Source organism: Mesorhizobium humile (assembly GCF_033977215.1).
Taxonomy (GTDB): Bacteria; Pseudomonadota; Alphaproteobacteria; order Rhizobiales; family Rhizobiaceae; genus Mesorhizobium; species Mesorhizobium humile.
Genome location: NZ_JAVIIV010000040.1, coordinates 1 through 25,931 on the forward strand (window position 1 = coordinate 1; position 25,931 = coordinate 25,931).

Consider the following 25,931-nt stretch of genomic DNA (forward strand, 5'->3'; position numbering starts at 1 on the left):
AACAGGGCGCCGCGCGGGCCGGTTGCCGTCAGCGTGTCGTTGGCGGCATTCCAGCTGTAGGTGACGCTCTCCTGGCCGACGGTGCCGGAGGTGCCGTTGAGGGCGGCAAACGAGAAGCCGTTTGAGCCGGCGCCGTCGCCGCCGACGCTGCCGCCGAGCGTGCCGTTGTAGACGGCCTCGCTGGCGCTGAGCGGAACTTCGCCCGCATTGGTGTTAACGTCGCCGGTGGTGCTTGCGGCGTTACCACCGGCAAGCCCGTCATCGTCGACCGCGGCCGCGGCCGTGCCTGTGCTCGGGTGGTTGGCGTCGGTCACCGCGAAGGCGATGCCGGCGGTTGCCGCGTCGCCGTCGCCGTCGGTCACCGTGTAGGTGGCGCTGACCGCAACCGGACCGGAGCTGTTGTCGACCGACGCATCGGCCGTGAACGAGTAGGAGCCGTCCGCCTTCACCTGGATGGTGCCGGCGCCGATGTCGATCGCCTGCGAGTAGTGGGTGACGGGATCGAAGACCAGCGCGGTGCCGTTGATGTGCGTCACCGTTGCGCCGTCGGCGCCGGCGACGAAGTCCAGCGTGCCAGTCACAGTCGCGCCTTCGGTGACGTTCTGCGAGGCCTCGGCCGAAGCCGTCGGCGCATCGTCGACGATGTTGACGGAGAGCGTGCTGTTGGCACTCTGGCCGTCCATGTCGGTCAGCGTGACGTCGAAATTCTCAAACAGGCTGTTGGTGCCCTGAATCGGGTCGTGCGCCTCGTTGTCGACCAGCGTGTAGGTGTAGCTCACCTCGCCGGTGGCGGCATTGTAGGCCGTCACCGTGAGCGTGTTGCCGAGCGCCGTCGTGAAGGAACCGCCGGTAAACTGGCCATTGGTGATGAAGTCGTGTCCGCCGATGTTCAGCGAGGCGATGCCGTCGGGCGAATGGATGGTGAAGGTGCCGCCCTGGGTGGTGCTTTCCTTCGATGTGTCGGAACCGGCTGATTCGCCGGAGCCTCGGCCGGCCAAGAGGTCGTCCTCATTGACGACGACGTCGCCGCCATTGACCTCGGGCGTGAGGTCGCTGATCTCCGGCGTCGAATTGCCGATCGAAATCGTCAGCGTGGTGTGCGAAGTGTCGCCGTCGCCGTCCTTGATCGTATAGGTGAAGACATCGTTGACGCCGCCGGGCGTGTTGGCGTCGCGCACATAGGTGTAGCTGCCGTCAGCGTGGAGCGTCAGCTTGCCGTAGGCGCCCTGGACCTGCACATCGAGTGTGCTCGTGTCATCCAGATCGGCATTGGTCGTGCCCTTGGCAACGCCAACCACCTTCGCGCCGTCGGCCCCCTGGACGTCGGCGACACCGTCCGTCGTGTTGGTGTCGCCCGCATCGGTGCCGCCAAGCAGCACGTTGCCGGTAGCCGGGCCGAGCTGGCCGGCCGCTACGCTGTCGACGTCGGCGACCGCCGTCGGCACGTCGTCGATGATGGCGACGGCAAATGTGGTGCTGGCCGTGTCGCCGTCGGAATCCGTGACGGTGATGCTGAAATTGTCCGGAACCGTGTCGTTCTGGTCGTACCCGTCCGTATGTATGGGATGCGTGACCGATTCGGTGACGGTATAATTGTATTCGACGACCCCGGTGCTCGTGTTCAGCGAGACGATCGTGATATAGCCGAACTGGCCCTGGATCTGCTGTCCGACGGTAGTGACGGCAACGCCGTTGATAACGATCGATCCGATGCCGTCCGGCGCGTCGATGGTGATCGTTCCATTGCTCGACGTTTCCGCGTTGCTCGGCGCGTCGCTGCCGGGCGACTGTTGCGGCCCGCCGTTCAAGCCGGTTTCGCTGGCCGCCTCGGTCGGGCTGAGCAGCGACATCGCCACGACGGAAACGCCCCTGTCGACGAGCCCCGGGAACAGCTCCCTATTCTCCGGCTGGCCGAACGCCAGGTCCGTGGGCGGCAGCAGGGCGGAGAGGCCGAAGCCGTCGCCGATGCCGCCGGCGGGATGTTCGAAATTTCCGCCCGCGCTGCCCGGCGAGCCATTGCCGCCAGCCGAGATCGAGCCGTCGGCGCCGAAGGCGACATCGACATGGCTTGCCTCGAGCGCGGCGATCAGCGCCACGCGCGGCACCTCGACATCGCCGAGGATGAAGGTCGGCACGTTCAGCGCGCCGTCCTTGATGACGATCTCGGAGCCGTCGGGCTGCACCAGCACCAGATTGTGTCCGTCGACCTTGATGTTGTCGATCGAGACATTGGCGGGCAGCTTCACGACATTGCCGGCATCGGCGTGATATTCATGCGGAACGTTCGCAGCCGCGGCATTCGCCGCCGGCGCATTTGCGGCTGGCGCGTTTCCTTGGGCGGCATTCGAAGCCGGAGCGTTGGCAGGGGCGTTCGCATCGGCCGCCGGCTGGTTCGCCGCCGGCGCATTGGCCGCGCCCTGCGCCGGCGCGCCGCTGCCGACATCGACCGGCACCGGTTCGCTTGCCGCCTGGCCGGTGGTCGCCTGCGCGACCTGGACACCCGTCGAGATATGATTTTCACCAGCGCTGGTGTGCTCGTCCCAGGAATTTGAAACGGCGTCGAATTCGATATTGTTCGTCATAGCTAAAGCCCCTCCGGCATTTCCCGGAAAGAGACATGTCAGGCCCGGACTTTGCAACAGACCTTCAATCTATTTCATATATTCGGATATGTAGAGAATCGCATTTTTTACACTTGGTAAATCGTGATGATATATCTGGCTATGTATGATCTTAAGGAATGCCGGGTCGGCTGCGCCGCGCGGCATTGGCTTGGTAAATGAAAGTATAAATTTGAATAAAATTTGATGCAAAACAGAATAGCGTGATTCGCGGAAACTTACCCACCTTCCTTTCCGATAATTTGAGACAAGATTGGTAGCGTCCACAGTCAAAGGTGGGCGTTATGAAAATACAAAAAGCTGCCCCGGAGATAACGGGGATCAAGGTTTTCTTGCTGGCGGTCGGCCTTGTTGGGCTGGCGAATCCATCGTGGGCCAGCGCGAATTCGGGGCCGGGTCCGGTCCTGCAAACGGTGCTTGCGCCGGCGAGCCTCGGCGGCGTTTCGCTGGCCCGGCCGATGCCTTGGCAGCCGGCCGCAGCATATCGGATCGCGAATGTTTCGGCAGGCTACGCGCCGGCAGCTGCTGACGCGGCCGAAGCGCTTTCGAGCGCCAAGGCCGATCCCGGCATCGACCCGATCCAGACCGCCGCGATCATTCCCGGCGTCTTCGGCTCGGTCGCTTTGTCGATGCGCAACCTCCCGGTCGCCGCGCGCTGGGCTCCCGTCTACAGGGCCGTCGTCGATTGCACCGCCGGCAGCGTCTGCGACCGCGAGAGCCCCGCTTTCGCCGAGATCATCAAGATTGCCGCCGACAAGGGCTTTCGCGAGAAGCTGTCCTTCGTCAACTCAAGCATCAACCGCCTGATCGCCTATCGCAAGGACAGCGTCGTCTACGGCAAGCTCGACTATTGGGCGAAGCCTTCGGAAATCCTCGAACATCGCGCCGGCGACTGCGAGGATTTCGCCATACTCAAGATGGCGGCCCTGCTCCGGGCCGGGATCCCGGCACAGAGCATGTCGCTCGTGGTGCTCCAGGATCGCCGCCGCAAGTTCTTCCACGCCGTCCTGTCGGTCAGCACGGGAAGCGGCGCCTTCATCCTCGACAGCCTCGGCAACGCCGTCCTGCGCGACAGCGAACTGCCCGATTATGTTCCGCTCTATTCCTTCAGCACCGATCGAGCCTGGATCCACGGGTCGAAATCCGGCGCCCAGATCGCCGACATCGCCGGCGGCTTCGCGACGGTCGCACCTGGCGAAGGCTCGCCGGAACCATCGGTGGCTTCAAATCTCAGGCAGTAGCCTCGGCCGACTCTACCCGTTGAAGACGAAGGCCATCAGCAGTTCCGGCTCGGTGACGGGCGCGCGCACGGCGCTGAGCTGGCCGCGATAGCGGCGCTCGCCGGCGCCGATGACGAAGCCGCTGGTGACCGGCGTTTCGCCATTGGCGTCGAGGCGGGCGAAGATGTCGGGAACGTTGAGGTCGAGCGCCAGCTTCAGGTCCTGGCGCCCATCCTCGCCGGGCGCGCTCGGCAACTGACGCCTGACCAGTTGCTGGAAGGGCGTGTTGAAGGCCAGGATCTTCTTCGACGAAGACAGCGCGAAGGCGGGCGAGGGGCAGGCGACCAGGATCGCGTTGATCGTGCGGATCGAAGCGAGCTTGCGCAGTTCCATGCTTTCCTCGGCGAGGCCGCGCATGCAGGCGACGCGGATCGCCGAGGTGAGGTTGCCCTGGTCGGGATGGTGTTCGGCGATCTCCTCGACCAGCATGCCGATCGTGCATTTGCGACTTTCGGCCAGGTGCTTCAGCGATGCCCAGAAGGCGCGCTCCAGCCGGATGCCGCGACGCACGCCACCGCGCGCCACGACGCGGAATTCCGGGCCGAAATCCTCGGCCGCGAGCGCCGGCAGCAGCCGCTCGCGCGAGGTCTCCGGGTGGTGGACGGCGCTATCGTTCACTCATCGCCTCCTGACGCGCCTTGTTGATGGGCTTCAAAAGATAGTTGAGGATCGTCTTGTGTCCGGTCTTGATGTCGACCGAGCAGATCATGCCGGGAATGATCGAATAGGTCTTGCCGTTCCTTGTCAGCGTCGACTTCTCGGTGGCGACCCGCACCTGGTAGTAGGGCTCGCCCGTCTTCTGGTCGACAAGACTGTCGGCGGTGATGTTGGAGACCTTGCCCTCGATGCCGCCGAAGATCGAGAAATCATAGGCCGTGACCTTGATCAGCGCCTCCTGGTTCGGCTGGATGAAGGCGACGTCGCGCGGCGAAACCCGGGCTTCGACCAAAAGCGTCTCGGAGGTCGGCACGATGCCGGCCACGACCGCGCCCGGCTGGACGAAAGAGCCGAGCGTATTGACGTCGAGCGTGTTGACGATGCCGTCGACCGGCGAGCGGATGTCGGTGCGCGCGACCTTGTCCGTGGCGCCGCGGATGGTTTCGTCGACCACGGAAAGATCGGCCAGCGCCTGCGTCAGGTCGCTCAACGCTTCCTGCTGCAATTGCAGGCCCAATTCGTTCACCTGAAGCTGCGCCTCGGTGATAGCCGACTTGGTCTTCTTGATGGTTTCGCCGGCCAGGGCCAACTGCCCATGAAGGTCGGTCTGTTCCCGCTCGACGCGGAGCTGTTCGGTCTTGGCCATCAGGCCTTTCTTGACCATGGGTTCGACCAGCGCCGCTTCCTGGTCGATGACGGCAAGGCTCTTGGACAGGCGGTCGGCATTGGCGGTGGCCTCGTCCAGCTCCTTCTCGCGTTGGTCGAGGCGCGATTTGAGAACCGACAGCTTGACCTCGAAATTGTCGCGGCGCGCGACGAGCAGCTTTTGCTCGTTGTCGCAGATTTCCGGCGCGACCTTCTGGATGTCCGCGGGGCAGGGGAACGCCCCTTCCACATTGCCGCTCTGCTCGAACTGCAGCCTGGCGATACGCGCCTGCAACGCCCGCGCCTTGGCCTTCTCTTCGCCAAGGCTCGACGTATTGCCCGAGTTGTCGAGACGGATGATGAGGTCGTTCTTCTTGACGGTCTGGCCGATCTGGACGGCGATTTCCTGCACCACGCCGGCTTCGCTGGCCTGGATGACCTGCGTCTTCGATGCGGGTATCACCTTGCCGTCGCCGCGCGCGATCTCGTCGACTTCGGCGAAGGACGCCCAGGCCGTGAAGCACACGAACAGCGCCCCGACGATGTAGACGGAGGCCGAGGCGAATAGAGGTGGCCGATCTTCCCTTGCAAGCATGTCTATACGTTCCGCTCAGGCATTTGCCTTCTGCAATGCCTGGATGACTTGTTCCTTCGGCCCGTCGGCGACGACGCGGCCCTGGTCGATGACGATGAGGCGGTCGGCAAGTTCCAGCATGCTGTAGCGATGGGTCGACACGATCAGCGTCGTGCTGTGGTCGAACGCCACCTTGAGCTGCTTGATCAACTGCCGTTCGGAAGCGAGATCCATCGAACCCGACGGCTCGTCCAGGAAGACGATCTTCGGTTTGGTCAAAAGCAGCCGCGCGATTGCCACCGCCTGCCTTTGCCCGCCCGAGAGATTGGTGCCCCGCTCGCCGACATTCATGTCGTAGCCGCGCGGATGCCGCGAGACGAAGTCGTCGACGCCGGCGGCCTTCGCCGCATCGATGATCTCCTCGTCGGTCGCTTCCGGAGCCGCCATCAGGAGGTTCTCCTTGATGGTTCCCGAAAACAGGTCGCCGGCCTGCGCGACGATGCCGACCGCGGCGCGGACCTCCGAGGGATGGTATTGCCGGATGTCGATGCCGTCGAGCAGCAGCTCCCCCGACGTCGGCAGGAACAGCCGGCCGATCAGCCGGCCCATCGTGGTCTTGCCGGAGCCGATGCGGCCGATGATGCCGACCCGCTCGCCGGGCCTGACCGCGATGTTGAGCCCGCTCAGAACCTCGTTTTCCGTGCCCGGATAGGCGAAGCCGACATTCCTGAACACCAGCGCGCCGCTGCGGATCGGCCGGTTGACGAAACCGACAGTGTCAGGGCGGTCCTCCGGCTGCGACATGATCGTGTTGATGATCCTGAGCGACAGCATGGCCTGGCGGAACCGTGCAAGCGTGATGGCGATCTGGCCGAGCGGCGCCACGGCCCGGCCGGCAAGCATGACGGTGCCGATGATGGCGCCTGTCGAGACCTGGCCTTCCGAGAACGCATAGGCGCCGGCCACCACCAGGGCGACCGTCACGAATTGCTGGATGGCGCCGGTGATGTTGCCCGCCGCCGCCGAGAGCTCCTTGATCTTTTCCGACGTGTTGGCCGCGTTCTTCGAGTGCTCGCCCCATTTGCGCAGGAGATAGGCTTCGGCGCGCAGCGACTTGATCGTCTCCAGCGTCGAAATGGATTCGACCAGCAGGGCCTGGCGCTGCGACGCCTCGTTCATCGAGGCGGCAACCCGCTTGCCGATCCGCCGCTGCGTGATCAGCCCGACAATGACGGAGATGACGAAGGCCAGCGCCGGTATGATCACCAGCCAGCCGCCGATGGCGTAGATGACAGCCAGGAAGACGAAGACGAAGATCGTATCGATGAAGACGCTGATCGTGTTCGAGGTGAAGAACTCGCGCACGAACTCGTATTGCGTGACGCGGTTTGCATATTCGCCCGTCGATCCGGGCCGTGCCGAAAGCGAGGAGTTCAGCACTTTCTCGAACAGCAGATAGGAAATCCGCAGATCCGCCTTGCGGCCGGCATAGTCGATCAGCGAGGCCCTGGCCGTCTTCAGAAGCAGGTCGAACAGGATCGCCGCGCCGATGCCGAGCGCCAGCACCCAAAGCGTCGAGATCGCCTTGTTGGGCAGGATCCGGTCGTAGACATTCATGGTGAAGATCGGCGAGGCGATCGCCAGAAGATTGATGAACACCGCCGACAGCACCACCTTGGAGTAGGTGCGCCAGAACGCCCCCATCGTGCCGGTCAGCCAGTGGCGCCGTTCAATCCGCGCCGCTGTGCCGACCGTCATCTCTTCGGCCTGGTTGGCATAGGTGATCGAGAAGGATGTGCCGCCGCTGATATAGCTTTCGGCGAGTTCCGACCTGGCGATCGTGGTGCGGCCGTCTTCCTGCGGCGCCGTCAGATATTGCCCGCCCTCCATCTGCGCCAGGAGAGCGACCGGCAACTGGCTGACGCGGAAGACGATGGCCGGAAGATCGAAGCGGCCGCGCAGGAAATCGCGATGGCTGAAATCCTGGACCTCCAGGCCGATCCGCTCGGCCAGATGGCGGATTTCGTCCGGCTCGATGCGGGTCTCCGAAATCGGCACGCCGGCGAACAGCACGGTTTCCGCGCTCGGCCTGCCGAGATAGGCCGCGACAGCGCAGAAGCAGGCTTTGAAGGCCTCCTTGGGCGATAGGATGTTGGGTTGCTGGTTCACGATCCGCCCCGAGGGACCGAAGATCGATGCTACATCGGCTACTTTTTCCTGACCGGCGCGAGGATGTCGAACGGCAGATCGTTCTTCTGTTCCGACGGCGTCCGCGCATAGGTCTCGGTATCGGCCGTGGCCGGCACACCGAATTCCTCACGGGCGTAGGCCGCGGACTGCTTGGCCGGCTGGATGTTGAGCGTCTTCAGCAATTCCCCGGTCGCGGCCAGCAGCCGGTATTCGGCAAACAGCGATGCATAGGACGATGTGTCGGCCAGTGTCGCGGTGTTGAAGCGCGTGTTCTGGGCGTCGAGCACGTCGAGCAGCGAGCGTTGCCCGACCTTGAACTGCTCGCGATAGGAGGCGACCAGCTTTTCATTGGTGGCTGCCTGCTGCCGCAGCGTCTTTGCGAGCTCGGCCTGGCGGAAGCGGCGGTCCCATGAAGTGCGGACGGCTTCCTCGATCTCGCGCAGCACCTGGTGCAGCGCAAGCCGCTGCTCGCTGGTGCGGCGAATCTGTTCCTGCTCGTTGGCCTTGTCGATACCGCCGCGATAGAGGTTCCAGCGCAGCACCACCCGGGCCTGCAGGTCGCTGGTGTCGCCATCGGCGCCATCGATGTTATATCCACCCCGGGCGACGCCCTCGGCGGTGACCGTCGGGCCGTATTTCGCCCGCGCCGCATCGACCAGCGAAGCGGCCGCGTCGATATCGCTGTTGGCCATATGGACGCGCGGATTGTTCTGCCTGGCGAGCCCGATCGCATCGTCCAGCGACCGCGGCAGGGCGGCTGCGACATCGGCCGGCCGCGACGCGTTGGTCAGCGGCTTGCCGACATTCTTGAAGAAGCGGATCTTGGCTGCCTCGAGTTCCTCGGTCGCTTCCTGCATCCGCGCCTTGGCGGCGTAAAGGCGTTCTTCGGCCTGCTGCCGGTCGGCGTCGTTGAGCGCGCCGCCCGCGATGCCTTGCTTGATGTCGCTGAGGATGGACTGATGGAAGCCAAGGTTCTTCTTGGCCTCGGCCACGATCGAAGCCTGCAGCATGTATTCCAAATAGTCCTGGACGACCGCGAGCCCGATGAACTCGGACCGTTCCAGAACCCGGAAGGAAGCGCCATCGACGCGCGAGGCCTGGCGGTTGAGTTCCGCCCGCCTTGCGCCGCTGTCATAAAGCGTCTGCGAGACAGTGAGATCGGCCTCGTTCGGATAGAGGGCTTTGTGATCCTCGTCGAGCGCGCGCCTTGTATCATTATCCAGGCGGCGAACGCCGGTCGATGCTTCCAGATCGACGCTAGGAAGATAAAGGCCTTTCGCCTGGCGCAGCTCGAATTCGATCGCTTCGCGGTTCTCGATCGCCTGTCCAATCTCCGGATTGGATTCCACTGCGACGGCAACGGCTTCTTTGAGTGTGAGTGCGCTGGCGCTACCACAAGCCAGCATCGATACCGTAATGGCGAGCGCAACCCGCCAGCCGACGGTAATTTTACCCGTCCTGATCATTTCTACCCCGTGACTATCCCCGCGCCATTGTTTTTTTATTGGCGCTTATTTGCCCAAGCCTGCCACCAGAGCTTTCGGCCAGTATCTATCAGATTTTTCGAGGTTGTGGGCATATAATGGATTAGACACCTTCCAAAAGTACGTTTCCGGGCATTAGGGCCAAAACCTGTAGCAAAAATGGCACAGAAGCCGGTGCGGCGGGCCGGGGCTTTTCGGTCCGGACCGAGCCGCAGTCGCTTTTAAGACGGGTTGCAATGGTTAATGGTCTGGAAACAAATGGCGAATCGTGCGGTCGTCGCGCGCAGGCTCCACAGCATTAGTTCTTCAGAAACTTGGCTGTTTGCGGCCCAAGTCGGAATTTTGCGGGTTTCTGGGGAAAATCTGCTGCGGCTTTACAAAGCATGCGCAAGAAATCGCCATGTCCGTCGGTTTGGTTGGCAAACCGGGATCGTTCCCTGTATTGCGGGCCGGAGGCAAAAGCCATGGACCTTCTTGCATGACCAATGTCGCCCTGACCGGGCTAGCCCGAGACCTTGCCCGACGCGCCGCCGAGGGCAGGCCGGTCCGCATCGGCGTCATCGGCTCCGGCGAGATGGGTACCGATCTGGTGACGCAGGGCATGCTGATGCCGGGCATTTCGATTGCGGCCATTTCCACGCGGCGCCCGCACACCGCCCGCGAGGCGATCCGCATCGCCTATGGCGACGAGGCGATGGCCGTCGAGGCTGAAACCGCCTCCGGGGTCACCCGGGCGATCGAGGGCGGCAGGATCGCCATCACCTCGAACGAAATGCTGGTCACCAACCCGCTGATCGACGTCGTCATCGATGCCACGGGCAAACCTGGCGTCGCCGCCGATTTCGACCTGATGGCCATGGAACATGGCAAGCATCTGGTGATGATGAATGTCGAGGCCGACGTGACCATCGGTTGCTACCTGAAGCAGCAGGCCGACCGGCTGGGCGTCGTCTATTCGGTCGGCGCGGGCGACGAACCCTCAAGCTGCATGGAACTGATCGAGTTCGCCTCGGCGCTCGGGCTGAGCATCGTCGCGGCGGGCAAGGGCAAGAACAATCCACTCAACCATGACGCCGTTCCGGACGATTATCGGGAAGAGGCGGCGCGCCGCAACATGAACCCGCGCATGCTGGTAGAGTTCGTCGACGGCTCGAAAACCATGGTCGAGATGTGTGCCATCGCCAACGCCACCGGCCTGGTCCCGGATGTTCCAGGCATGCACGGGCCCAAGGCCGATCGCGATCAGCTGGCCAAGGTGCTGATCCCCAAAGAGGATGGCGGCCTCCTGTCGAGGAAAGGCGTCGTCGACTACACGATCGGCAAGGGCGTGGCGCCCGGCGTCTTCGTCATCGTCGAGGCGATGCACCCGCGTGTCGTCGAGCGCATGGATGATCTGCATGTCGGCAAGGGCCCTTACTACGGCCTGTTCCGGCCCTATCACCTGACCTCGCTGGAGGTGCCGCTCACCGCCGCCCGCATCATGCTCCACGGCAAGCCAGACATGGTGCCCCTGCCGCAGCCGGTGGCGGAAGTCTGCGCGGTCGCCAAGCGCGACCTTGCCGCCGGGGAGACCTTCGATGCCATCGGCGAGACCTGTTACCGTTCCTGGACCATGACGATTGCCGACGCACGGACGAGCCGCGCCCTACCGGTCGGATTGCTGGAAGGCGGCAAGGTGCTGAAGCCGGTCAGGAAGGGCGAGCTGTTGACGCAGGACAATGCCGCGCCGGACCGGACGACGAAACTCTACGCCTTGCGCCGGCTGCAGGACGACATGCTCTACGGGGCGAGGGTCACTTCCCCAGCTCTATAGATCTGAGGCGCGCAGCTTCAACTGCTTCCGTAACCAGCTTCGTCAGGCGGTCGCCGCCCATCAGCACGGCAAGCGCGGCGGCGGTTGTGCCGTTGGGGCTGGTCACCTGTTGGCGCAGCACGCCCGGCTCCTCGTCTGCCTCCGCGGCGAGCGAGGCGGCGCCGAACACGGTCTGCATGGCAAGCAGCTTGGCGGTTTCGGCGGGGAGGCCGGCCTTCTCGGCCGCGATCGTCAGCGCCTCGATGAAGTGGAAGATATAGGCCGGGCCCGAGCCGGAGACGGCCGTCACGGCGTCCATGAGGCCCTCGTCGTCGATCGTCGTCACCACGCCGCTTGCCGAAAGCAGTTCGACGACGAAACGGCGGACGTCGTCGGAGACCAACGGATTGGAGAACACCACCATCATGCCCTTGCCGATCGCCGCCGGCGTGTTCGGCATGCAGCGGATGACCGGCGCGAGCTCGCCCAGGACGTCCTCGAAGGTGGCGACCGGCGTGCCGGCGGCGATGGACAGAAAGCTGGTCCTGCCGTCGCCGAAGCGCTTGTAGTGCGCCGTCACTTCGCGGATCACCTGCGGCTTCACCGCGATGACAACGAGATCGGGCACGGCGTCGGCCGGAATAGCCGTGGCCTCGGCGGCGGCGCGGCAGCCGAGATGTTCGGCGCGCTGGCGCAGTTCCGCGTTGGGCTCGACCACGAACACCGCCTGCGGCTCGAGCTTCGCGGATTTCAGCCAGCCCGAAAGCATGGCGTAACCCATATTGCCGCAACCGGCGAGAACGAGCCTGATCGTCATGGAAACCTCCGTAAGAAGGCTCTCCTTAGACGGTTGCGCCGCAACGGAAAAGGGCAGTCGTCAAACCACCTGGTTTGAAGGGCGAACCGGGATCGGCCGCAGCGAGACCTGTCTCAAGCCCAGCACGCCGAGCACGAAGAACAGCCAGACGGGATCGCCGCGGTGGAAGAAGAAGCTTTCCAGGAAACCGTTCAGCGCCGTGAACAACACCACCATCATGAAGAAGTCGCCGAGGAAAATGTTTTCCTTGCACGCCGGGATGCGCATGTAGTCGCGCAACGGGGCGATCAGGAAGGTGTAGACGGCGACGCAGAGCGCCGGGATGCCCATCAGCACGGCGATGTCGAGATAGCCGTCATGGCCATGCACGATGGTGCGGATATCCCAGGGCCGGTCGAAGGGCTGGTCCTGGTTGAGCAGCAGCGGCGTCCCCCAGAAGCTTTCGTAGCCGTAGCCGGTCCATGGCCTCTTCGCCAGCATCTCGCCCGCGAACTCCCAAAGCGTCTTACGTCCCGTATAAGTCAGGTTCGGGAAATAGATCGCCGCCAGATGCTTCACCGGCGCGATGAAGACGATGCCGAGCGTGCCGACGGCCGTGGCGATGATCGCCAGCGCGAACAGGATCGGTGTGCCGAGCCGCATGCCGATGAGGCTCGGCAGAACGACGATCATGATCGAGAACGGGACGAGCCCGGCGGTCGTCTTGGAGCCGGTGTGCAGCATGAAGATCATCGCCGCGCAGAAGATGGCTGCGCCCCACCAGCGCTGGCCGCGCCGGAACAGATAGAGCCCGGCGAAGCTGAAGCAGGCCATCACCGGACCGGCGATGTTCTTGTGCGTGAAGACGCCGCGCCACAGGCCGGCATGCTCCGGCTCCTGCGAGTCGGCCGTGTGCAACGCCTCATGCGGGAAGACGATGAGGCCGATATAGGAAAGGCCGATCACCACGACGGCGGTGAAGATGACCACCCTGGCGAGGGACTCGGCGTCGCGCGGCAGCACCAGGATCGTCGCCATGGTGATGATGCCGATCATGGTGAAGGAGGCGGCGCGCATCGCCGCAGGCGGATCGGTGGCGAGCACCACCGACAGGAAGAAGAAGCCCAGCATCAGCGCCCAGGAGGGGCTGACCAGCGAGCGCAGCACGCGCGGATCGGCGAAGGCGAGCAGCGCGAAGATCGAGACGGCGCCGAGCGAGCCGAAGCCGAGCTGGTTGACGATGTCGCCGCCGTCGCCGGTCAGTTCCGCGCCAGCCGGCTGGAAGGGCCGGAACGAGACGATGATGACGGTGAACAAGAGCGCGGCGATAGCCGTCGCCACACCTTGCCTGGTGAAGGCGGCGCTGAGCGGTGCGCGCTCAATTCTTCTCAGGCTGTCGGTACTGCTCATTGGCATATCCGAATTCGGCGAGCACGCGCCCGAGCGCGACATAGACCGGGTAGAGACCTGTCGTCAGCGAGCCGGTGCGCGCCAGCCGGACGGCGCCGCGCAACGGCGAGGCCGCAAGCAGCGCCAGGCTCTTCAGGAGAACTTTCAGGCCGGCAAACGGCGTGCCGGCCCGCCTCTTCTTTTCGACAAGCGTCGAGATCACGCCGTTGCGCAAGGATCGGGCGCGGATCCAGTCGGCCTCGACGCGCCTGGCCGGCACCGTCTCGTTGACCTTTGCCTCGGCGCACCAGCCGAGCACGAAGCCTTTCTGCGCGGAACGGCTGAGGAAGTCGGAATCGCCGCCACCCATGAAATTGAACCTGAGATCGAGGAAGGGCGGTCCCATGGCCTTGAGCACGTTGGGTCCGACCAAAAGGTTGCCGGACGAATAAAGCGCCGGCACGCGGCCCGTTTCACGATAGGGCGGCGCAAAGACCGGGTGTTCGGCCCATCTGGCGTGGCTCGGATCGGCAAAGACCGGCACTTGCGGGCCGCCGACAATGTCGGCGCCAAGGGTCTCGGCGGCCTTGCACATGCGCTCCAGCCAGTCCGGCTCGGCGATCTCGTCATCGTCGATGACCAGAAGGTGCTTGAAGTTGGGAAACTGCAGGATCGCGGTCTGCCAACCGGCATTGTAGGCGCTGCAATTGCCGCGCTCATGCGCGATGATCACAATGCCAGGCATCTCGCCGCTTTCGAACAGCGGCAGCACCGCGTCCGCGCCCTCGCGCGCCTCGGCTTCGTTTTCCATGACGATGACGGCGAACCTCCGGTCGGTCCGCTGCGCCTTGAGCGAAGCCAGGGTTTCCAGCACCTGCTTCGGCCGCTTGAAGGTCGGCAGCGTCACGACCGCCTCGACGGTCTCGGCGGCAAGCCCCGGCGACCGCCCCGCGATCGATACAGAAGCGTCGGACGGCAAAGGGATCATCCGTTTCCAGCGGCGTGGGTTTGAACCCTCGATAGCATCGCGGTGATAACGCTTCGTTAATCACCTTCTCGTCCGCCTGTCGGAAAACTCGGGTCTTAGGCCTTTGACAGTGCCATTTAATCAAGGCTTCACCGCGTTTTGCTACCGGCTGCAGCCAAGGATAGGTGAAATGCATCTGCTGTTCGCCACATCGATCGTGCCCGATGGCGCTCTCGCCTCGGGCTACGAGATTGCCAACGCCGCGATCATCGACGCGCTGCGGCGGGCCGGCGCGCGCGTGACGGTGATCGGCTTCATCTGGCCGGGCAAGGCCCCGTCCGATCCGCAAAACACTATCGTGCTCGACGCCGTCGAGGTCCGCACCGAAAGCGCTTCGCCGCTGCAAAAGCTTGCCTGGCTGGGCAAGGCGGTTGTCTCCGGCCTTACCTTCTCCTCCGTCAAGCTGCGCGTCGTTCCCGACGCCGAGCTGCGCGCTGCCATCGAGCGCGCCGGTCCCTTCGATGGCTATGTCCTGAATTCGGTGCAGTTCGCCGGCGCTTTCGAAAAGGTGCTCGCCGACCGTCCATTCGTCTTCGTCGCCCACAATGTCGAGCATCGCTCAGCCGAGGAGAATGCCGCCGCGGCCGGCAGCGCGCTTCAGCGCTGGATGTTCCGCCGCGAGGCAAGACTCCTCAAGGTTATGGAAGAGCGCCTCTGCGGCGCCGCGCGCTTTGTCTTCACGCTGGCCGAGGAAGACCGCGCGGCACTTGGTGTCGCCTCCGACAGACGCTCGGCGGTGCTGCCACTGGTGACCCGTACGCAGGCGCCTGCTGGCAAGGCGAAGCGCCATATCGATTGCGACGCCGCGCTGATCGGCACCTGGACCTGGCAGCCGAACCGCATCGGGCTCGACTGGTTCCTGAGCAAGGTCGTGCCGCATCTGAAGCCGGGTTTCCGCATCAGGATCGCGGGCAACATGCCTTCGGGCATCAGCTCGCCGCATCCCGGCGTTTCCTTTGCCGGCAGGGTTCCCGACGCGCAGGCCTTCGTGCGCGGGGCCGCCGTCATTCCCTTGATCAGCACCGCCGGCAGCGGCGTGCAGCTGAAGACCATCGAGACCTTCGAGCTCGGCCTGCCGTCCGTCGCCACCAGCCGCTCGCTGCGCGGCATCGGCTATCGTCCCGACAATTGCGTGGTGACCGACGATCCGATCGCTTTCGCGGCCGCCCTCCAGGCGGCAGCGGCAAACGTCCACGACATGGATGGCAGCGCCTTCCATCGCCGCCAGCTCAAGGCGCTCGACGCCGCGATCGGGCTTGGCCTGGAGAGGCTCGGCGCTGTCAGGCAGGAGGTCGCCGCATGAACATGCACACTGCGCGCGCGGCCTTCGGCTTCGACGCGCTCAAGACCATTTTGGGCATTCCGGTTCTTGCCATACGCTGGGACGAGGCCATCGCCTTGCTCACCAGGCTGATCGACGAGCGTCGCTTCACCAAGGTGAGCTTCCTCAACGCCCACAATGCCAACCTCGCCTGCACCGACCCGGTCTTTGCCGAGGCGTTGGAAAACTTCCTCATCCTCCCCGACGGCGTCGGCGTCGACATGGCGGCAAAGCTGCTTTACGGCGCGCCTTTCCCCAGCAACCTCAACGGCACCGATTTCATTCCGGCCTTCCTGCAGGCGTCGTCGCACCCGCTGACGGTGGCGCTGCTCGGCACGACGCGCGCCAATGCCGAAGCCGCGTCCGCGAAGCTTTCGACGCTCGCCGTGCAGCACAAATTCGTCGTCATCCATGACGGCTTCTTCTCCGCCGCCGAGGAACCGGCTATCCTCGAGCGCATCGCCAGGCTGCGGCCGGACGTGCTCCTCGTCGCGATGGGCGTTCCGCGCCAGGAATTGTGGATCGAGCGCCACATCGACAGCCGCCATTGCTCGCTGCCGGTCGCCGTCGGCGCGCTGCTCGATTTCATGAGCGGCTCGGTGCCGCGCGCGCCGCTGTGGCTGCGCCGGCTGCGGCTCGAATGGCTGTTCCGCCTGTGGATCGAGCCCGGCCGCCTGTGGCGCCGCTACATTGTCGGCAATCCGCTGTTCCTGTGGCGCGTCGTCAGGCAGAAGCTGTCGCTCTGGCCGCCGCCGGCGGAGGCGCGCCGGTGAACAGCCGCTTCGTGCCGGATACCTCCGCCGCGGTCGAACCGTTGCCGCGCGTGCCTTCGGCCGCGATCGTCACGGCGAGCTACGCGCCCGATTTCGAACGCTGCCGGCTTCTGTGCGAAACCATCGACCACCACGTCACCGGCATGGCGCATCATTACATCCTCACCGAGCATCGCGACGTCGCGTTGTTTCGCCAACTGGAAGGCAGCCGCCGCAGCGTCATCGACGAGCGGGACCTGTTGCCGCGCTGGCTGCGCGTCATTGACGATCCGCTGAGCGGTTTCCGCCGCCGCGTCTGGCTGAGCCTGAAAACGCAGCCGCTGCGCGGATGGCATGTGCAGCAGCTGCGCCGCATCGCCATTGCCGGGCAGGCGAAGGAAGACGTGCTCGTCTTCTGCGATTCCGACGTCGCCTTCCTGAAACCGTTCGACACCGGCGCCTTCTGGCGCGACGGCAAGGCGCGGCTGTTCCGGCGCGACGGCGCGCTGTCGAACGATGGCCATGATGAGCATCGCATCTGGTCGCGCAATGCTGGCACGGCACTTGGCATCGATCCCGCCGATCGATCGGGCCACGACTACATCTCGACGCTGATCGCCTGGCGCCGCGAGACGGTCAACGCGATGTGTGAGCGCATCGAGACGGTGCACGGCCGCGACTGGGTCGGCGTCGTCGGCTCGGCGCGCCAGTTCTCCGAATGCATGATCTATGGCCGCTATGTCGACGACGTGCTTGAAGGCGCCGGCCATTTCCATGGTTCGGAGGAGTTCTGCCGCGTCCACTGGAACGGCAAGCCGCTGTCGAATGACGAGTTCCGCCGCTTCGTCGACACCATGGCGCCGGAACAGGTGGCGATCGGCATGCAGTCCTTCATCGGCACAGATATCGGCCGCATCCGCCGCCTGATCGGGCTTGCCGCGTAAGGCTCAGATCGCCTTGGCCGGTCGGCGCATGGCCGAGTAGGTCAGCAGCATCGAGGCGAGATAGAGCAGCAGGAAGACGATGTTGAGCGACAGGACCAGATTGGCCGTGTCGGGGATGGTCGTCAGCACATAGGTGAGCAGAACAGCCTTCAATCCCGCGAGCAGGCCGAGATTGATCGCCCGCACCGCCGTCTGGCCGCGCGCGAAGAGCAGCTCGGCCTGGTATTCGACGAGGTTGCGCAGGCCGGGTATGCAGACCGCCAGCGCCACCAGCGGCGCTGCCTCGGCGACATTCTTGCCGAGCGCATTCGGGAAGAAGTGCAGCACGATGCCGAGCGACACGAGCGCCAGCGTCGAGACCAGGAACACCCCGCCTTCGATGCCGCTCTTCACCGCCAGCCGCGACAAAAGCTCCGGCGCCCGCATCATGCGCTGCACCAGCATCATCGAGAAGGTGCGGATCGGGATCGCGGTGAGATCGACCAGCCGCATGATGATGGCGTAGATGCCGGCAAGATGCGGTCCGCCGATCGACAGCACCAGAAGCTTGTCGAACTCCATCTGCAGATAGAACAGCACCTCGGAGCCGGCGACATAGACGGAATCGAGAAGCCGCCGGAAATAGAGTTCGGCGCGCAACCTCAGCCGCTGGCGCGGATAGAAGAAGACGAAGGCGACGATGAGCGAGGCGGCGTTGGCGCCGATATAGAACAGCGACCAGACGCCGATGCCGTGCTGCGCGCCAAGCATGAACAGGATCGCGCCGACTGCCCTGATCGCCGTGGCCAGGATGGCCAGCACGGCCGCCCGCCCGAACTTGCCGAGCCCGTTGTTGACGATCAGCGCCACCTCGACCGGCCGCCACAGAAGCGCCTCGGCGAAGACGACCGCGGCGAAGGCCGGCAACGGCACGGTGCCGGCAAAGAAGATCAGGTAGACGACGTAGGACGCGGCGGCGAGGAACGGCAGCGACAAGGCGCCGAGAAGCAGGAAACCGGCGGTGAACGTGCCGATCAGGTTAGGGCGGATCGTGGCGGTGCGGTAGAGCGCCGAAATGAATCCGAAGGCCAGGATGCGCGACAGCATGATGCCGGCGGCCGAAGCGGTCGCGAACATGCCGAACTCGGCGATCGAAAGCGTGTTGGCCAAAGCGATGAAATAGGCGAGCGAGAACACCAGCCGGCCGCCGGCGCCGCTGATCGCCGAGAAATAGTCGAGCACCAGTTTGCGGCGGCTGGCCACGAAGTGGCCGATCCGCGCGAAGCTCCGCCTTTGCGGCATGTCGCTGGCCTGGGTCATGTCGGGGGCGATACATAGGCTGGAAAGTTTAACGCGGCGTTCTGGCGCCCGTCCCGGCGGCGCTGAAATGCCATGAACAAGGCGAAAAACCGTATCCGCGGAGCCGCAAAATTAACCGTTTGTTTCCTATGCCTGTTTAGCGTGGCTTAACGATTGGCCGATCCGCCGCGCCCAAGCCGCCAGAGAGCAAGTTCCAGGACAATGGTCGACAGGGATAACCGTGATGACTGGAGGCGCGAGCGTTCGCTGCTGGCGCTCGGCCAGGCCATGCGTGGCGACGGCAACACGGTTTCGATCGGCGACCGGGCTAATTCCTCCTGGCGCGAGGACGCAGCCGCCCGCCATCGCGCCGCGCGTTCCGAACGCGAAGGGAAGTTCAATCCGCGCCCCGTCGATACCCACGCATCTGGCCACGATCAGCCGCAATCGGATTCGGGTCCGGCCGAAACCGAGGACGGCTGGGCTGCAGGAAACCAGCCCGCTTCATTCGGGCAGGGCTACGAGGCCCCTGCCGAAGCCAGTAAGCCACAGGCCGCTCCCGAACCGCGCCGTGCAAGCTGGCCGCCTGCCCGCGACGTTTCCGAGGAGTGGAAACCGCTGATCGACCCGATGCAGGTCGTTTACGGCATCACACGATCCAAGGCGCTGATCCTGTCGACGACCATCCTGGGCGCCGCGCTTGGCGTCGCCATCGCGTTGTCGACGCCGAAGAAATACGAGGCCACCACCGACGTCATTGTCGACCCGCGCGACCTCAAGCTCACCGATCGCGACCTGACGCAGAACGTGGTCGCCTCGGATGCGACGCTCGCCATCGTCGAGAACCAGGTCCGCATCCTGACTTCGGGCACTGTTCTCAACAAGGTCGTCACCGACCTCAACCTCACCAACGATCCTGAATTCAACGGCCAGGGCAAGGGCGGCTTCGGCCTGATGTCGACGCTCCGCTCGATCCTGTCGCGGCAGGATGCGAGCTCCGCCGACGAAGCGCGCAAGCGCGCGCTGGCGGTCGGCAACCTGGCGGACAGCCTTGACGTCGAGCGCGGCGGCAAGACCTTCGTGGTCTCGGTCAGCGCCACAACGCAGAACGCCGAGAAATCAGCCCTGATCGCCAACACCATGGTCAAGGCCTTCAAGCAGATCTCCAGTGACATCCAGTCCAGCACGGCGGGCCGCGCCAACGACGAGCTCACCGGCAGGCTCGACGAATTGCGCAAGGGCGTCGAGACGGCCGAGCGCAACGTCGAGGACTATCGGGCGACGCACGACCTCGTCGACGCGCAGGGCCACCTGATCAGCGACGACCAGATGCTGAAGCTCAACGAGCAGCTCTCGGTCGCCCGCGCCCGCACGCTCGAACTCAACGCCCGCGCCGCTTCGGCGCGCTCGCTGAACGTCAATTCGGTCCTCAGCGGCACCTTGCCCGAGGAAATCAACTCCAACATGATGAACGAGCTGCGCTCGCAATATGCGGCGCTGAAGCAGGAAGCCGATCGCGCCGAGGTCAAGCTCGGCCCGCGCCATCCGGAGATCGAGGCGCTCAACGCCCAGCTCGCCGGGGCGCGCGAGCGCATCAGCGCCGAGCTGCAGCGCATCGCGTCCTCCCTGCAAGTCGACCTGAAGCGCTCCGTCCAGCTCGAGCAGGACCTGTCCTCGCGCCTGGCGCAGGCCAAGGTGCAGAGCGGCGACGTCAACAACAACCTGGTCTCGCTGCGCGAGCTGGAGCGCGAAGCCGCCGCCAAGCGTTCCGTCTACGAGCAGTTCCTGCTGCGCGCCAAGGAAACCGGCGAGCAGAAGGACATCAACACCGCCAACATCAGCGTCATTTCGGATGCCTATGCGCCGCTGCAGGCCAAGGGGCCGTCGCGCGCGGTGATGGCGCTGGCCGGCCTGTTCGCCGGCCTGTTTGCCGGCATCGGCCTCGGCGGGCTGCGCGGCATCCTTGCCAGCCTGCGCGAGACGGCCGATCGCCGCTCGCGCCGCAGCGTCGATGAGCGTGTTCCGTTGGTGGAGAACACTTCCAACCGCGCCGCTCCGCCCCCGCCGCCGCCGCTGGTAACACCGCCGCCGGTCCCGCCTGTCGCTCCGCCACCGGCTCCATCTTTCACGCCGCCTCCGGCCAGGTCATTCACACCACCCCCAGCCGCATCTCACACACCCCCGGCAGTTGCGTCCTTCACACCGTCGCCTGCTCCGGTCCCACCGCCTGTGTTGGCGGCTGCGCCGGCCCCGGTCCAACCCGTCACGCCACCGCCGGAACCCGCCAACGATGCCGGCCGCCCCGGGCTTTTCGGCTCGCTTGCCTCGGCGGTTCGCTATTTCGTGCGGCGCGAGCCGGCCGAGACGGTGGATATGGACACTGTTCCGCCCGAAAGCGCCTGGCGCGCACCTACCCTGGAAGAACGCTATCCCCGGGCTCAGACATCGGCGCGGGAGAACTTCCAGCCGCCATACGAGCAGGGCTATTCCTATTCGTACCGGCCGGACCATGGCCGGACCGATCCCTACGAGGATCATCATTCGGCGTTGGCGGCACAACATCATCCGCGCTCGCCTGCCGCCGGCGAGGCCGGCCAGCTCTCCGCCGGCCAGCCCCCCACCGACCAGCCCCCCACCGACCAACAGGGTGAGATCGACGATATCCGCGCCAGCCTGCGCGAATTCCGCGAGGCGGTGCGCGAACTGACCGAAAGCCGCACGCGCCGCCGCTATTTCTAAGGCGCCCGTATTTCTAAGCCACTCGCGGTTGGATAAAAGCGGCCGGTTTCGGGTTTACGGCATCCGACGACGTTTTGACGGGATTGCCCTGTCGAATTTTCGTGAAAATGCCGCGCTGCATTTCGGCCGCAAGCGTCCCGCTTTGGTGGATCGACAATGCCGATCGAGGAATGAGGCCATGCATCGATGCGGGCCTCGAAGCGAAGCTGAGGGTTGGTGATGGCCGAAGTGATTGATGGAAAGAGTGTCGCCGCGGACGTGGTTTCGAAGGTCAAGGCTCTGACCGCGGAGCTATCGGCAAAGGGAGCCACCAAGCCTGGCCTTGCGGTGGTGATTGTCGGTGAAGACCCGGCAAGCCAGGTCTATGTCGCCTCGAAATCGCGCACCGCCAAGGAATGCGGTTTCCACTCGCTCCAGCATACGCTGCCGGCCGACACCACCGAAGAGCAATTGCTGAAGATCATCGGCGATCTCAACGCCGATAAGTCGATCCACGGCATCCTGGTGCAACTGCCGCTTCCCGGCCATATCGATGCCGGCAAGGTCATTCAGACGATCGCCCCGGAAAAGGATGTCGACGGCTTCCACTTCATCAATGTCGGCAAGCTCGGCACGGGCGAGCTCGAGACGGCCTTCGTGCCTTGCACGCCGGCGGGCTCGATGCTGTTGATCGAGCGGATGCGCGGCAAGGACCTTTCCGGCCTCAACGCCGTCGTCGTCGGCCGTTCCAACATCGTCGGCAAGCCGATGGCTAACCTGCTGCTCGCCGCCAACTGCACGGTCACCATTGCCCACAGCCGCACCAAAGACCTGCCGGCGCTGGCCCGCACCGCCGATATCCTGGTCGCCGCTGTCGGCCGCCCGGAAATGGTCAAGGGCGATTGGGTGAAGCCCGGCGCGACCGTCATCGACGTCGGCATCAACCGTATCCCCGCGCCCGAAAAGGGCGAAGGCAAGAGCCGCCTGGTCGGCGACGTCGCCTATGCCGAAGCGGCCAAGAATGCCGGAGCCATCACGCCGGTCCCCGGCGGCGTCGGGCCGATGACCATTGCCATGCTGATGGCGAACACTGTAGCTTCCGCCTACCTCGCGGCCGGGTTGAAGCGGCCGTCCTTCTGATTTTGAGAAAGCCTTGGCATTGCCGAACCTGACTGTTCCCGTCGAACGGCCGATCACGAACGATCCCGTTCAGGGCGGCCGTCAGTTCGGCTTCCTCTTGGTCGACAAATTCTCGATGTTCTCGCTGGCGGCGGCCATCGACTGCTTCCGCTCGGCCAACCGCCTGCTCGGCCGCGATTTCTACGGCTGGACGACGATCTCGGCCGACGGCGACGCGGTCATGGCCTCGAACGGCCTGCCGCTGAAGATCGACTATTCGGTCGCCGACATGCCGCCGGTCGACATCCTGTTCGTCTCGGTCGGGCTCACCACCGAGTTTCCGGGCAAGAGCAAGGTGCTGGCGGCGCTGCGCAGCTGGGGCCGGCGCGGCAACGCGCTGGGCGCCTTGTCGGTCGGTTCCTATCTCTTGGCGGAGGCCGGACAGCTCGACGGCTATCGCTGCACGATCCATTGGGAGAACCGCGCCGGCTTCATGGAGCGCTTTCCCGACATCAACTGCACCGGCAACGTCTTCGAGATCGACCGCAAGCGCTACACCTGCGCCGGCGGCACCACCTCGATCGACCTGATGCTCGAGATCGTGCGCGGCGATTTCGGCTCCAACCTCGCCAATGGCGTCGCCAACCAGTTCCAGCACGAGCGCATCCGCTCGGCCGGCGACCGCCAGCGCGTCGGGCCGGAGCGTGACCTCACCGGCAAGTCGGAGAAGCTCAGGCGCATCGTAGAATTGATGGCCGACCATCTCGATGAGCCGCTGTCGGCGGTGCAACTCGCCAAGTCGGCGGGCCTGTCGGTGCGCCAGGTCGAGCGCCTCTTCCTGCGCCACCTCAGCGTGACGCCGGGCCGCTACTATATGCGGCTCCGGCTCGAACGGGCGCGCGAATTGCTGCGCCAGACCAATATGCCGATCCTCGACGTGGCGATCGCCACCGGCTTCACCTCGCATTCCTACTTCGCGCAGAGCTATCGGCTGCAGTTCGGCCGCCCGCCATCGGAAGAGCGACGCACAACCTACTGATATTCAGGCCCGCAAGCGAGTACCGAGCAGGGGCGCCCTGCAGGCTTGTATCCTGACGCCGCGTCAAATAGCTTTCCCGGCGCGGACGAGGGATCAATCAGGAGACATTCATGGCGGGACTGATGCGGAGCGTCGCTGCGGCGGCCATCTTTTTGTCGATGACCAGTTTCGGCTTTGCCGCCAACAAGGTCATCATCATTCTGGACGCTTCGGGTTCGATGTGGGCCCAGATCGACGGCAAGCCGAAACTGGAGATCGCGCGTGAATCGCTGCGGACGGTGCTGCAGTCGGTTCCGGCCGACGACGAGATCGGCTTCATGGCCTACGGCCATCGCACCAAGGGCAGCTGCGACGACATCGAGCTGATCGTGCCGCCGCAGGCGGGTTCGGCCAGCGCGATCTCAGCCGCCGCCGACAGCATGAAATTTTTGGGCAAGACGCCGCTGACGGCCGCCGTCAAGCAGGCCGCCGAGGCGCTGAAATATACCGAGGACAAGGCAACGGTGGTGCTGATCACCGATGGCCTCGAAACTTGCGGCGGCGATCCTTGCGCGCTCGGCAAGGAACTCAAGGCTTCCGGCGTCGACTTCACCGCCGATGTCGTCGGCTTCGGCCTGACCGCCGACGAAGGCAAGCAGATCGCCTGCCTCGCCGAAAACACCGGCGGCAAATACATCCAGGCCTCCGACGAGAAGGCGCTGCAGGACGCCCTGGTGGAAACCGTCGCGGCGCCGGCGCCTGCTCCGGCCCCCGCGCCAGCGCCCGAGCCCGCGCCGAAAGCAGCCGAGGTCGACTACAATCTCACCCCGCAGGCCTTCCTGAAGGAGGGCGGGGAGGTGCCGAAGTCCGACGTCTATTATGAAATCTTCAAGGACGATGCCCAGGGAGCCGGCGGCAAGAACGTCGACTATGGCTATAACACGGTCAAGTTCCACCTTGCGGCCGGCAACTACATCGTCGTCGCCACCAGTGGCGGCGCCAGAGCCGAGCAGAAGGTCTCGCTGACGGCCGAAAAGGCAACGGAGGTGGCGCTGAACCTGAACGCCGCCGAGCTCTTCATCCACGCGCGGCCGGCGCCCGGCGCCGAGGTCGACCGCAACGCGCAGATCATCATCGCCTATCCCGGCGGCACGTCGGACGCCAACTATGGCGAGATCAAGTTCGTTGTCCCGGCCGGCGAGACCAAGCTCACCGCGAAGCTGGGAGCCGGCGAGGCGAGCGAGACGCTGCAGCTTGCCGCCGGCCAGGTCGTCGACAAGGATATGATCATCGGCGTCGGCAAGGCCAAGGCCAACGCCTTCTACACCCAGGGCGGTGAAAAGGCCGGAACGGATGTCGGTTGGAAAGTATATAAGGCCGCCAAGAAGCTCGACGGCACCCGCGACCAGGTGACCTACGCCTATGGTCCCGACAGCCAGTTCGACCTGCCGCCCGGCGACTATGTGATGGGCGTCGACGTGCAGGCCGTGTCCACCGAGCAGCCTTTCAGCGTGACGGTCGGGCAGATGACCGATGTCAACGTGACGCTGAATGCCGGTGTCCTGGCGGTCGACGCGCCAGGCGCGGACGGCTTCAAGATCTTTGAGGCCAAGAAGAACATCCAGGGCGAGCGCAAAGAGGTGACCTACGCCTATGGCGAGAAGATGCAGACCACGCTTGCCGCGGGCGACTACGTGCTCGTGACCAACTTCACCACCGACAAGGCCGACAAGGAAACGCCCTTCACGGTCAAGGCCGGCGAGCGCAACGAGCTTACCGTTCAGTAGCAACCGCAGCCTACCTGCCTTCCGGTCGGGCTGCCCGGGCATTCTGCGAATGGTCGCGGAATGCCATCTCGGCAACGCAGTGAACTTGGCTCCGCCGATCAGGCAGCGTCCGAGACGCGCATCTCAACATGAAGCCCGGCCGCGACGGCCATATTGACGAGGGTGTCGAGGGCGAACAAGTTGATCTTCCCGCGCAGGAGGTCGGATACGCGCGGTTGCGTCACGCCAAGCCGGTGCGCGGCTTCGGCCTGCGTCCAGCCCTTTGCTCGAATGTGCTTCTCCAGCGCCATCATGAGCGTGGAGCGGAGCTTCATGTTCTCTGTTTCGGCGGGAGTGTCTTCGATGGCGTCCCACACACTTGCAAAAGTTTCGTTGCTCACTGGCCTAGACCTTAACAGAGAAGTTTTGACCGGTTGGGTAGTGTGCGTTGGCGGATCCCATGCCTTGGCGATTGGTCGAGACGCCTATCGGTCGTCATCCACGGGCGGAGCAAGGAGCGAAGCGACGCGCGCAGACCCGAGGATCCATGCCGTGACTTG

19 protein-coding genes are annotated in these 25,931 nt (G+C 64.7%); 9 read left to right on the plus strand and 10 right to left on the minus strand.

Annotated elements, in window-relative coordinates; all coding sequences use genetic code 11:
- Positions 1 to 2,582 (minus strand): beta strand repeat-containing protein (locus RFM52_RS31685; protein ID WP_320327896.1); only part of this gene is annotated, 2,582 nt, incomplete at its 3' end.
- A 323-nt stretch (positions 2,583 to 2,905) separates the two neighbouring features.
- Between RFM52_RS31685 and RFM52_RS31690 the strand changes: the two genes are divergently transcribed.
- A complete protein-coding gene (locus RFM52_RS31690; protein ID WP_320298451.1) occupies positions 2,906 to 3,862 on the plus strand; it encodes a transglutaminase-like cysteine peptidase in 957 nt (318 codons plus the stop codon).
- Positions 3,863 to 3,874: 12 nt separating this feature from the next.
- Here RFM52_RS31690 and RFM52_RS31695 read toward each other — a convergent pair whose 3' ends face one another.
- From RFM52_RS31695 to RFM52_RS31710, 4 genes are read right to left on the minus strand one after another with little or no spacing between them, the layout of a single operon-like run.
- Positions 3,875 to 4,519, minus strand: a complete 645-nt coding sequence (locus RFM52_RS31695; protein ID WP_320298452.1) for a ribbon-helix-helix domain-containing protein — start codon at positions 4,517 to 4,519, stop codon at positions 3,875 to 3,877.
- Positions 4,509 to 5,798 (minus strand): HlyD family type I secretion periplasmic adaptor subunit, encoded by a 1,290-nt coding sequence (locus RFM52_RS31700; RefSeq protein ID WP_320298453.1) that lies wholly within the window; start codon positions 5,796 to 5,798, stop codon positions 4,509 to 4,511. Before RFM52_RS31700 ends, RFM52_RS31695 begins: the two co-directional genes overlap by 11 nt.
- Positions 5,799 to 5,813: 15 nt before the next feature.
- Complete coding sequence (locus RFM52_RS31705; protein WP_320298454.1) at positions 5,814 to 7,946, minus strand: type I secretion system permease/ATPase; 2,133 nt, start codon at positions 7,944 to 7,946, stop codon at positions 5,814 to 5,816.
- A 38-nt stretch (positions 7,947 to 7,984) separates the two neighbouring features.
- Positions 7,985 to 9,433: a TolC family protein gene (locus tag RFM52_RS31710; RefSeq protein WP_320298455.1), complete on the minus strand. Its 1,449-nt coding sequence runs from the start codon at positions 9,431 to 9,433 to the stop codon at positions 7,985 to 7,987.
- 496 nt (positions 9,434 to 9,929) lie between these two features.
- On the opposite strand from RFM52_RS31710, the gene RFM52_RS31715 reads away from it, so the two are divergent.
- Complete coding sequence (locus tag RFM52_RS31715) at positions 9,930 to 11,264, plus strand: NAD(P)H-dependent oxidoreductase (protein WP_320298456.1); 1,335 nt, start codon at positions 9,930 to 9,932, stop codon at positions 11,262 to 11,264.
- On the opposite strand, the gene proC is transcribed toward RFM52_RS31715, so the two are convergent.
- The 3 genes from proC to RFM52_RS31730 are packed head-to-tail and all read right to left on the minus strand — an operon-like array spanning position 11,245 to position 14,416.
- Positions 11,245 to 12,060 carry a pyrroline-5-carboxylate reductase gene (gene proC / locus RFM52_RS31720; RefSeq protein ID WP_320298457.1) on the minus strand — a complete coding sequence of 272 codons (816 nt, stop codon included), beginning with the start codon at positions 12,058 to 12,060 and terminating at the stop codon, positions 11,245 to 11,247. The two genes, RFM52_RS31715 and proC, sit on opposite strands and share 20 nt — an antisense overlap.
- Before the next feature lie 60 nt (positions 12,061 to 12,120).
- A complete protein-coding gene (locus RFM52_RS31725; RefSeq protein ID WP_320298458.1) occupies positions 12,121 to 13,449 on the minus strand; it encodes an O-antigen ligase family protein in 1,329 nt (442 codons plus the stop codon).
- On the minus strand, positions 13,418 to 14,416 hold the full coding sequence (locus RFM52_RS31730) for a glycosyltransferase family 2 protein (protein WP_320298459.1): 999 nt from the start codon (positions 14,414 to 14,416) through the stop codon (positions 13,418 to 13,420). The genes RFM52_RS31725 and RFM52_RS31730 overlap by 32 nt, the downstream gene beginning before the upstream one ends.
- A gap of 169 nt (positions 14,417 to 14,585) precedes the next feature.
- On the opposite strand from RFM52_RS31730, the gene RFM52_RS31735 reads away from it, so the two are divergent.
- The 3 genes from RFM52_RS31735 to RFM52_RS31745 are packed head-to-tail and all read left to right on the plus strand — an operon-like array spanning position 14,586 to position 17,472.
- Positions 14,586 to 15,758: a glycosyltransferase gene (locus tag RFM52_RS31735; RefSeq protein WP_320298460.1), complete on the plus strand. Its 1,173-nt coding sequence runs from the start codon at positions 14,586 to 14,588 to the stop codon at positions 15,756 to 15,758.
- A complete protein-coding gene (locus tag RFM52_RS31740; protein ID WP_320298461.1) occupies positions 15,755 to 16,549 on the plus strand; it encodes a WecB/TagA/CpsF family glycosyltransferase in 795 nt (264 codons plus the stop codon). Before RFM52_RS31735 ends, RFM52_RS31740 begins: the two co-directional genes overlap by 4 nt.
- Positions 16,546 to 17,472 carry a DUF6492 family protein gene (locus RFM52_RS31745; protein ID WP_320298462.1) on the plus strand — a complete coding sequence of 309 codons (927 nt, stop codon included), beginning with the start codon at positions 16,546 to 16,548 and terminating at the stop codon, positions 17,470 to 17,472. The genes RFM52_RS31740 and RFM52_RS31745 overlap by 4 nt, the downstream gene beginning before the upstream one ends.
- A 3-nt stretch (positions 17,473 to 17,475) precedes the next feature.
- Here the strand turns inward: RFM52_RS31745 and RFM52_RS31750 are convergent, their stop codons facing one another.
- The gene (locus RFM52_RS31750) at positions 17,476 to 18,771 is read right to left on the minus strand and encodes a lipopolysaccharide biosynthesis protein (protein ID WP_320298463.1); all 1,296 of its coding nucleotides are present in this window, start codon (positions 18,769 to 18,771) and stop codon (positions 17,476 to 17,478) included.
- A 201-nt stretch (positions 18,772 to 18,972) separates the two neighbouring features.
- On the opposite strand from RFM52_RS31750, the gene RFM52_RS31755 reads away from it, so the two are divergent.
- From RFM52_RS31755 to RFM52_RS31770, 4 genes are all read left to right on the plus strand, one after another.
- Positions 18,973 to 21,489: a Wzz/FepE/Etk N-terminal domain-containing protein gene (locus tag RFM52_RS31755; protein ID WP_320298464.1), complete on the plus strand. Its 2,517-nt coding sequence runs from the start codon at positions 18,973 to 18,975 to the stop codon at positions 21,487 to 21,489.
- Positions 21,490 to 21,708: 219 nt separating this feature from the next.
- Complete coding sequence (folD, locus tag RFM52_RS31760; protein WP_320298465.1) at positions 21,709 to 22,608, plus strand: bifunctional methylenetetrahydrofolate dehydrogenase/methenyltetrahydrofolate cyclohydrolase FolD; 900 nt, start codon at positions 21,709 to 21,711, stop codon at positions 22,606 to 22,608.
- Positions 22,609 to 22,627: 19 nt separating this feature from the next.
- Entirely contained in the window at positions 22,628 to 23,626 is a 999-nt protein-coding gene (locus tag RFM52_RS31765) for a GlxA family transcriptional regulator (protein WP_042640922.1), read from the plus strand.
- 110 nt (positions 23,627 to 23,736) lie between these two features.
- Positions 23,737 to 25,392: a vWA domain-containing protein gene (locus tag RFM52_RS31770; protein ID WP_320298466.1), complete on the plus strand. Its 1,656-nt coding sequence runs from the start codon at positions 23,737 to 23,739 to the stop codon at positions 25,390 to 25,392.
- A gap of 98 nt (positions 25,393 to 25,490) precedes the next feature.
- Here the strand turns inward: RFM52_RS31770 and RFM52_RS31775 are convergent, their stop codons facing one another.
- Positions 25,491 to 25,772, minus strand: a complete 282-nt coding sequence (locus RFM52_RS31775) for a helix-turn-helix domain-containing protein (protein WP_320298467.1) — start codon at positions 25,770 to 25,772, stop codon at positions 25,491 to 25,493.
- Positions 25,773 to 25,931 lie beyond the last annotated feature (159 nt).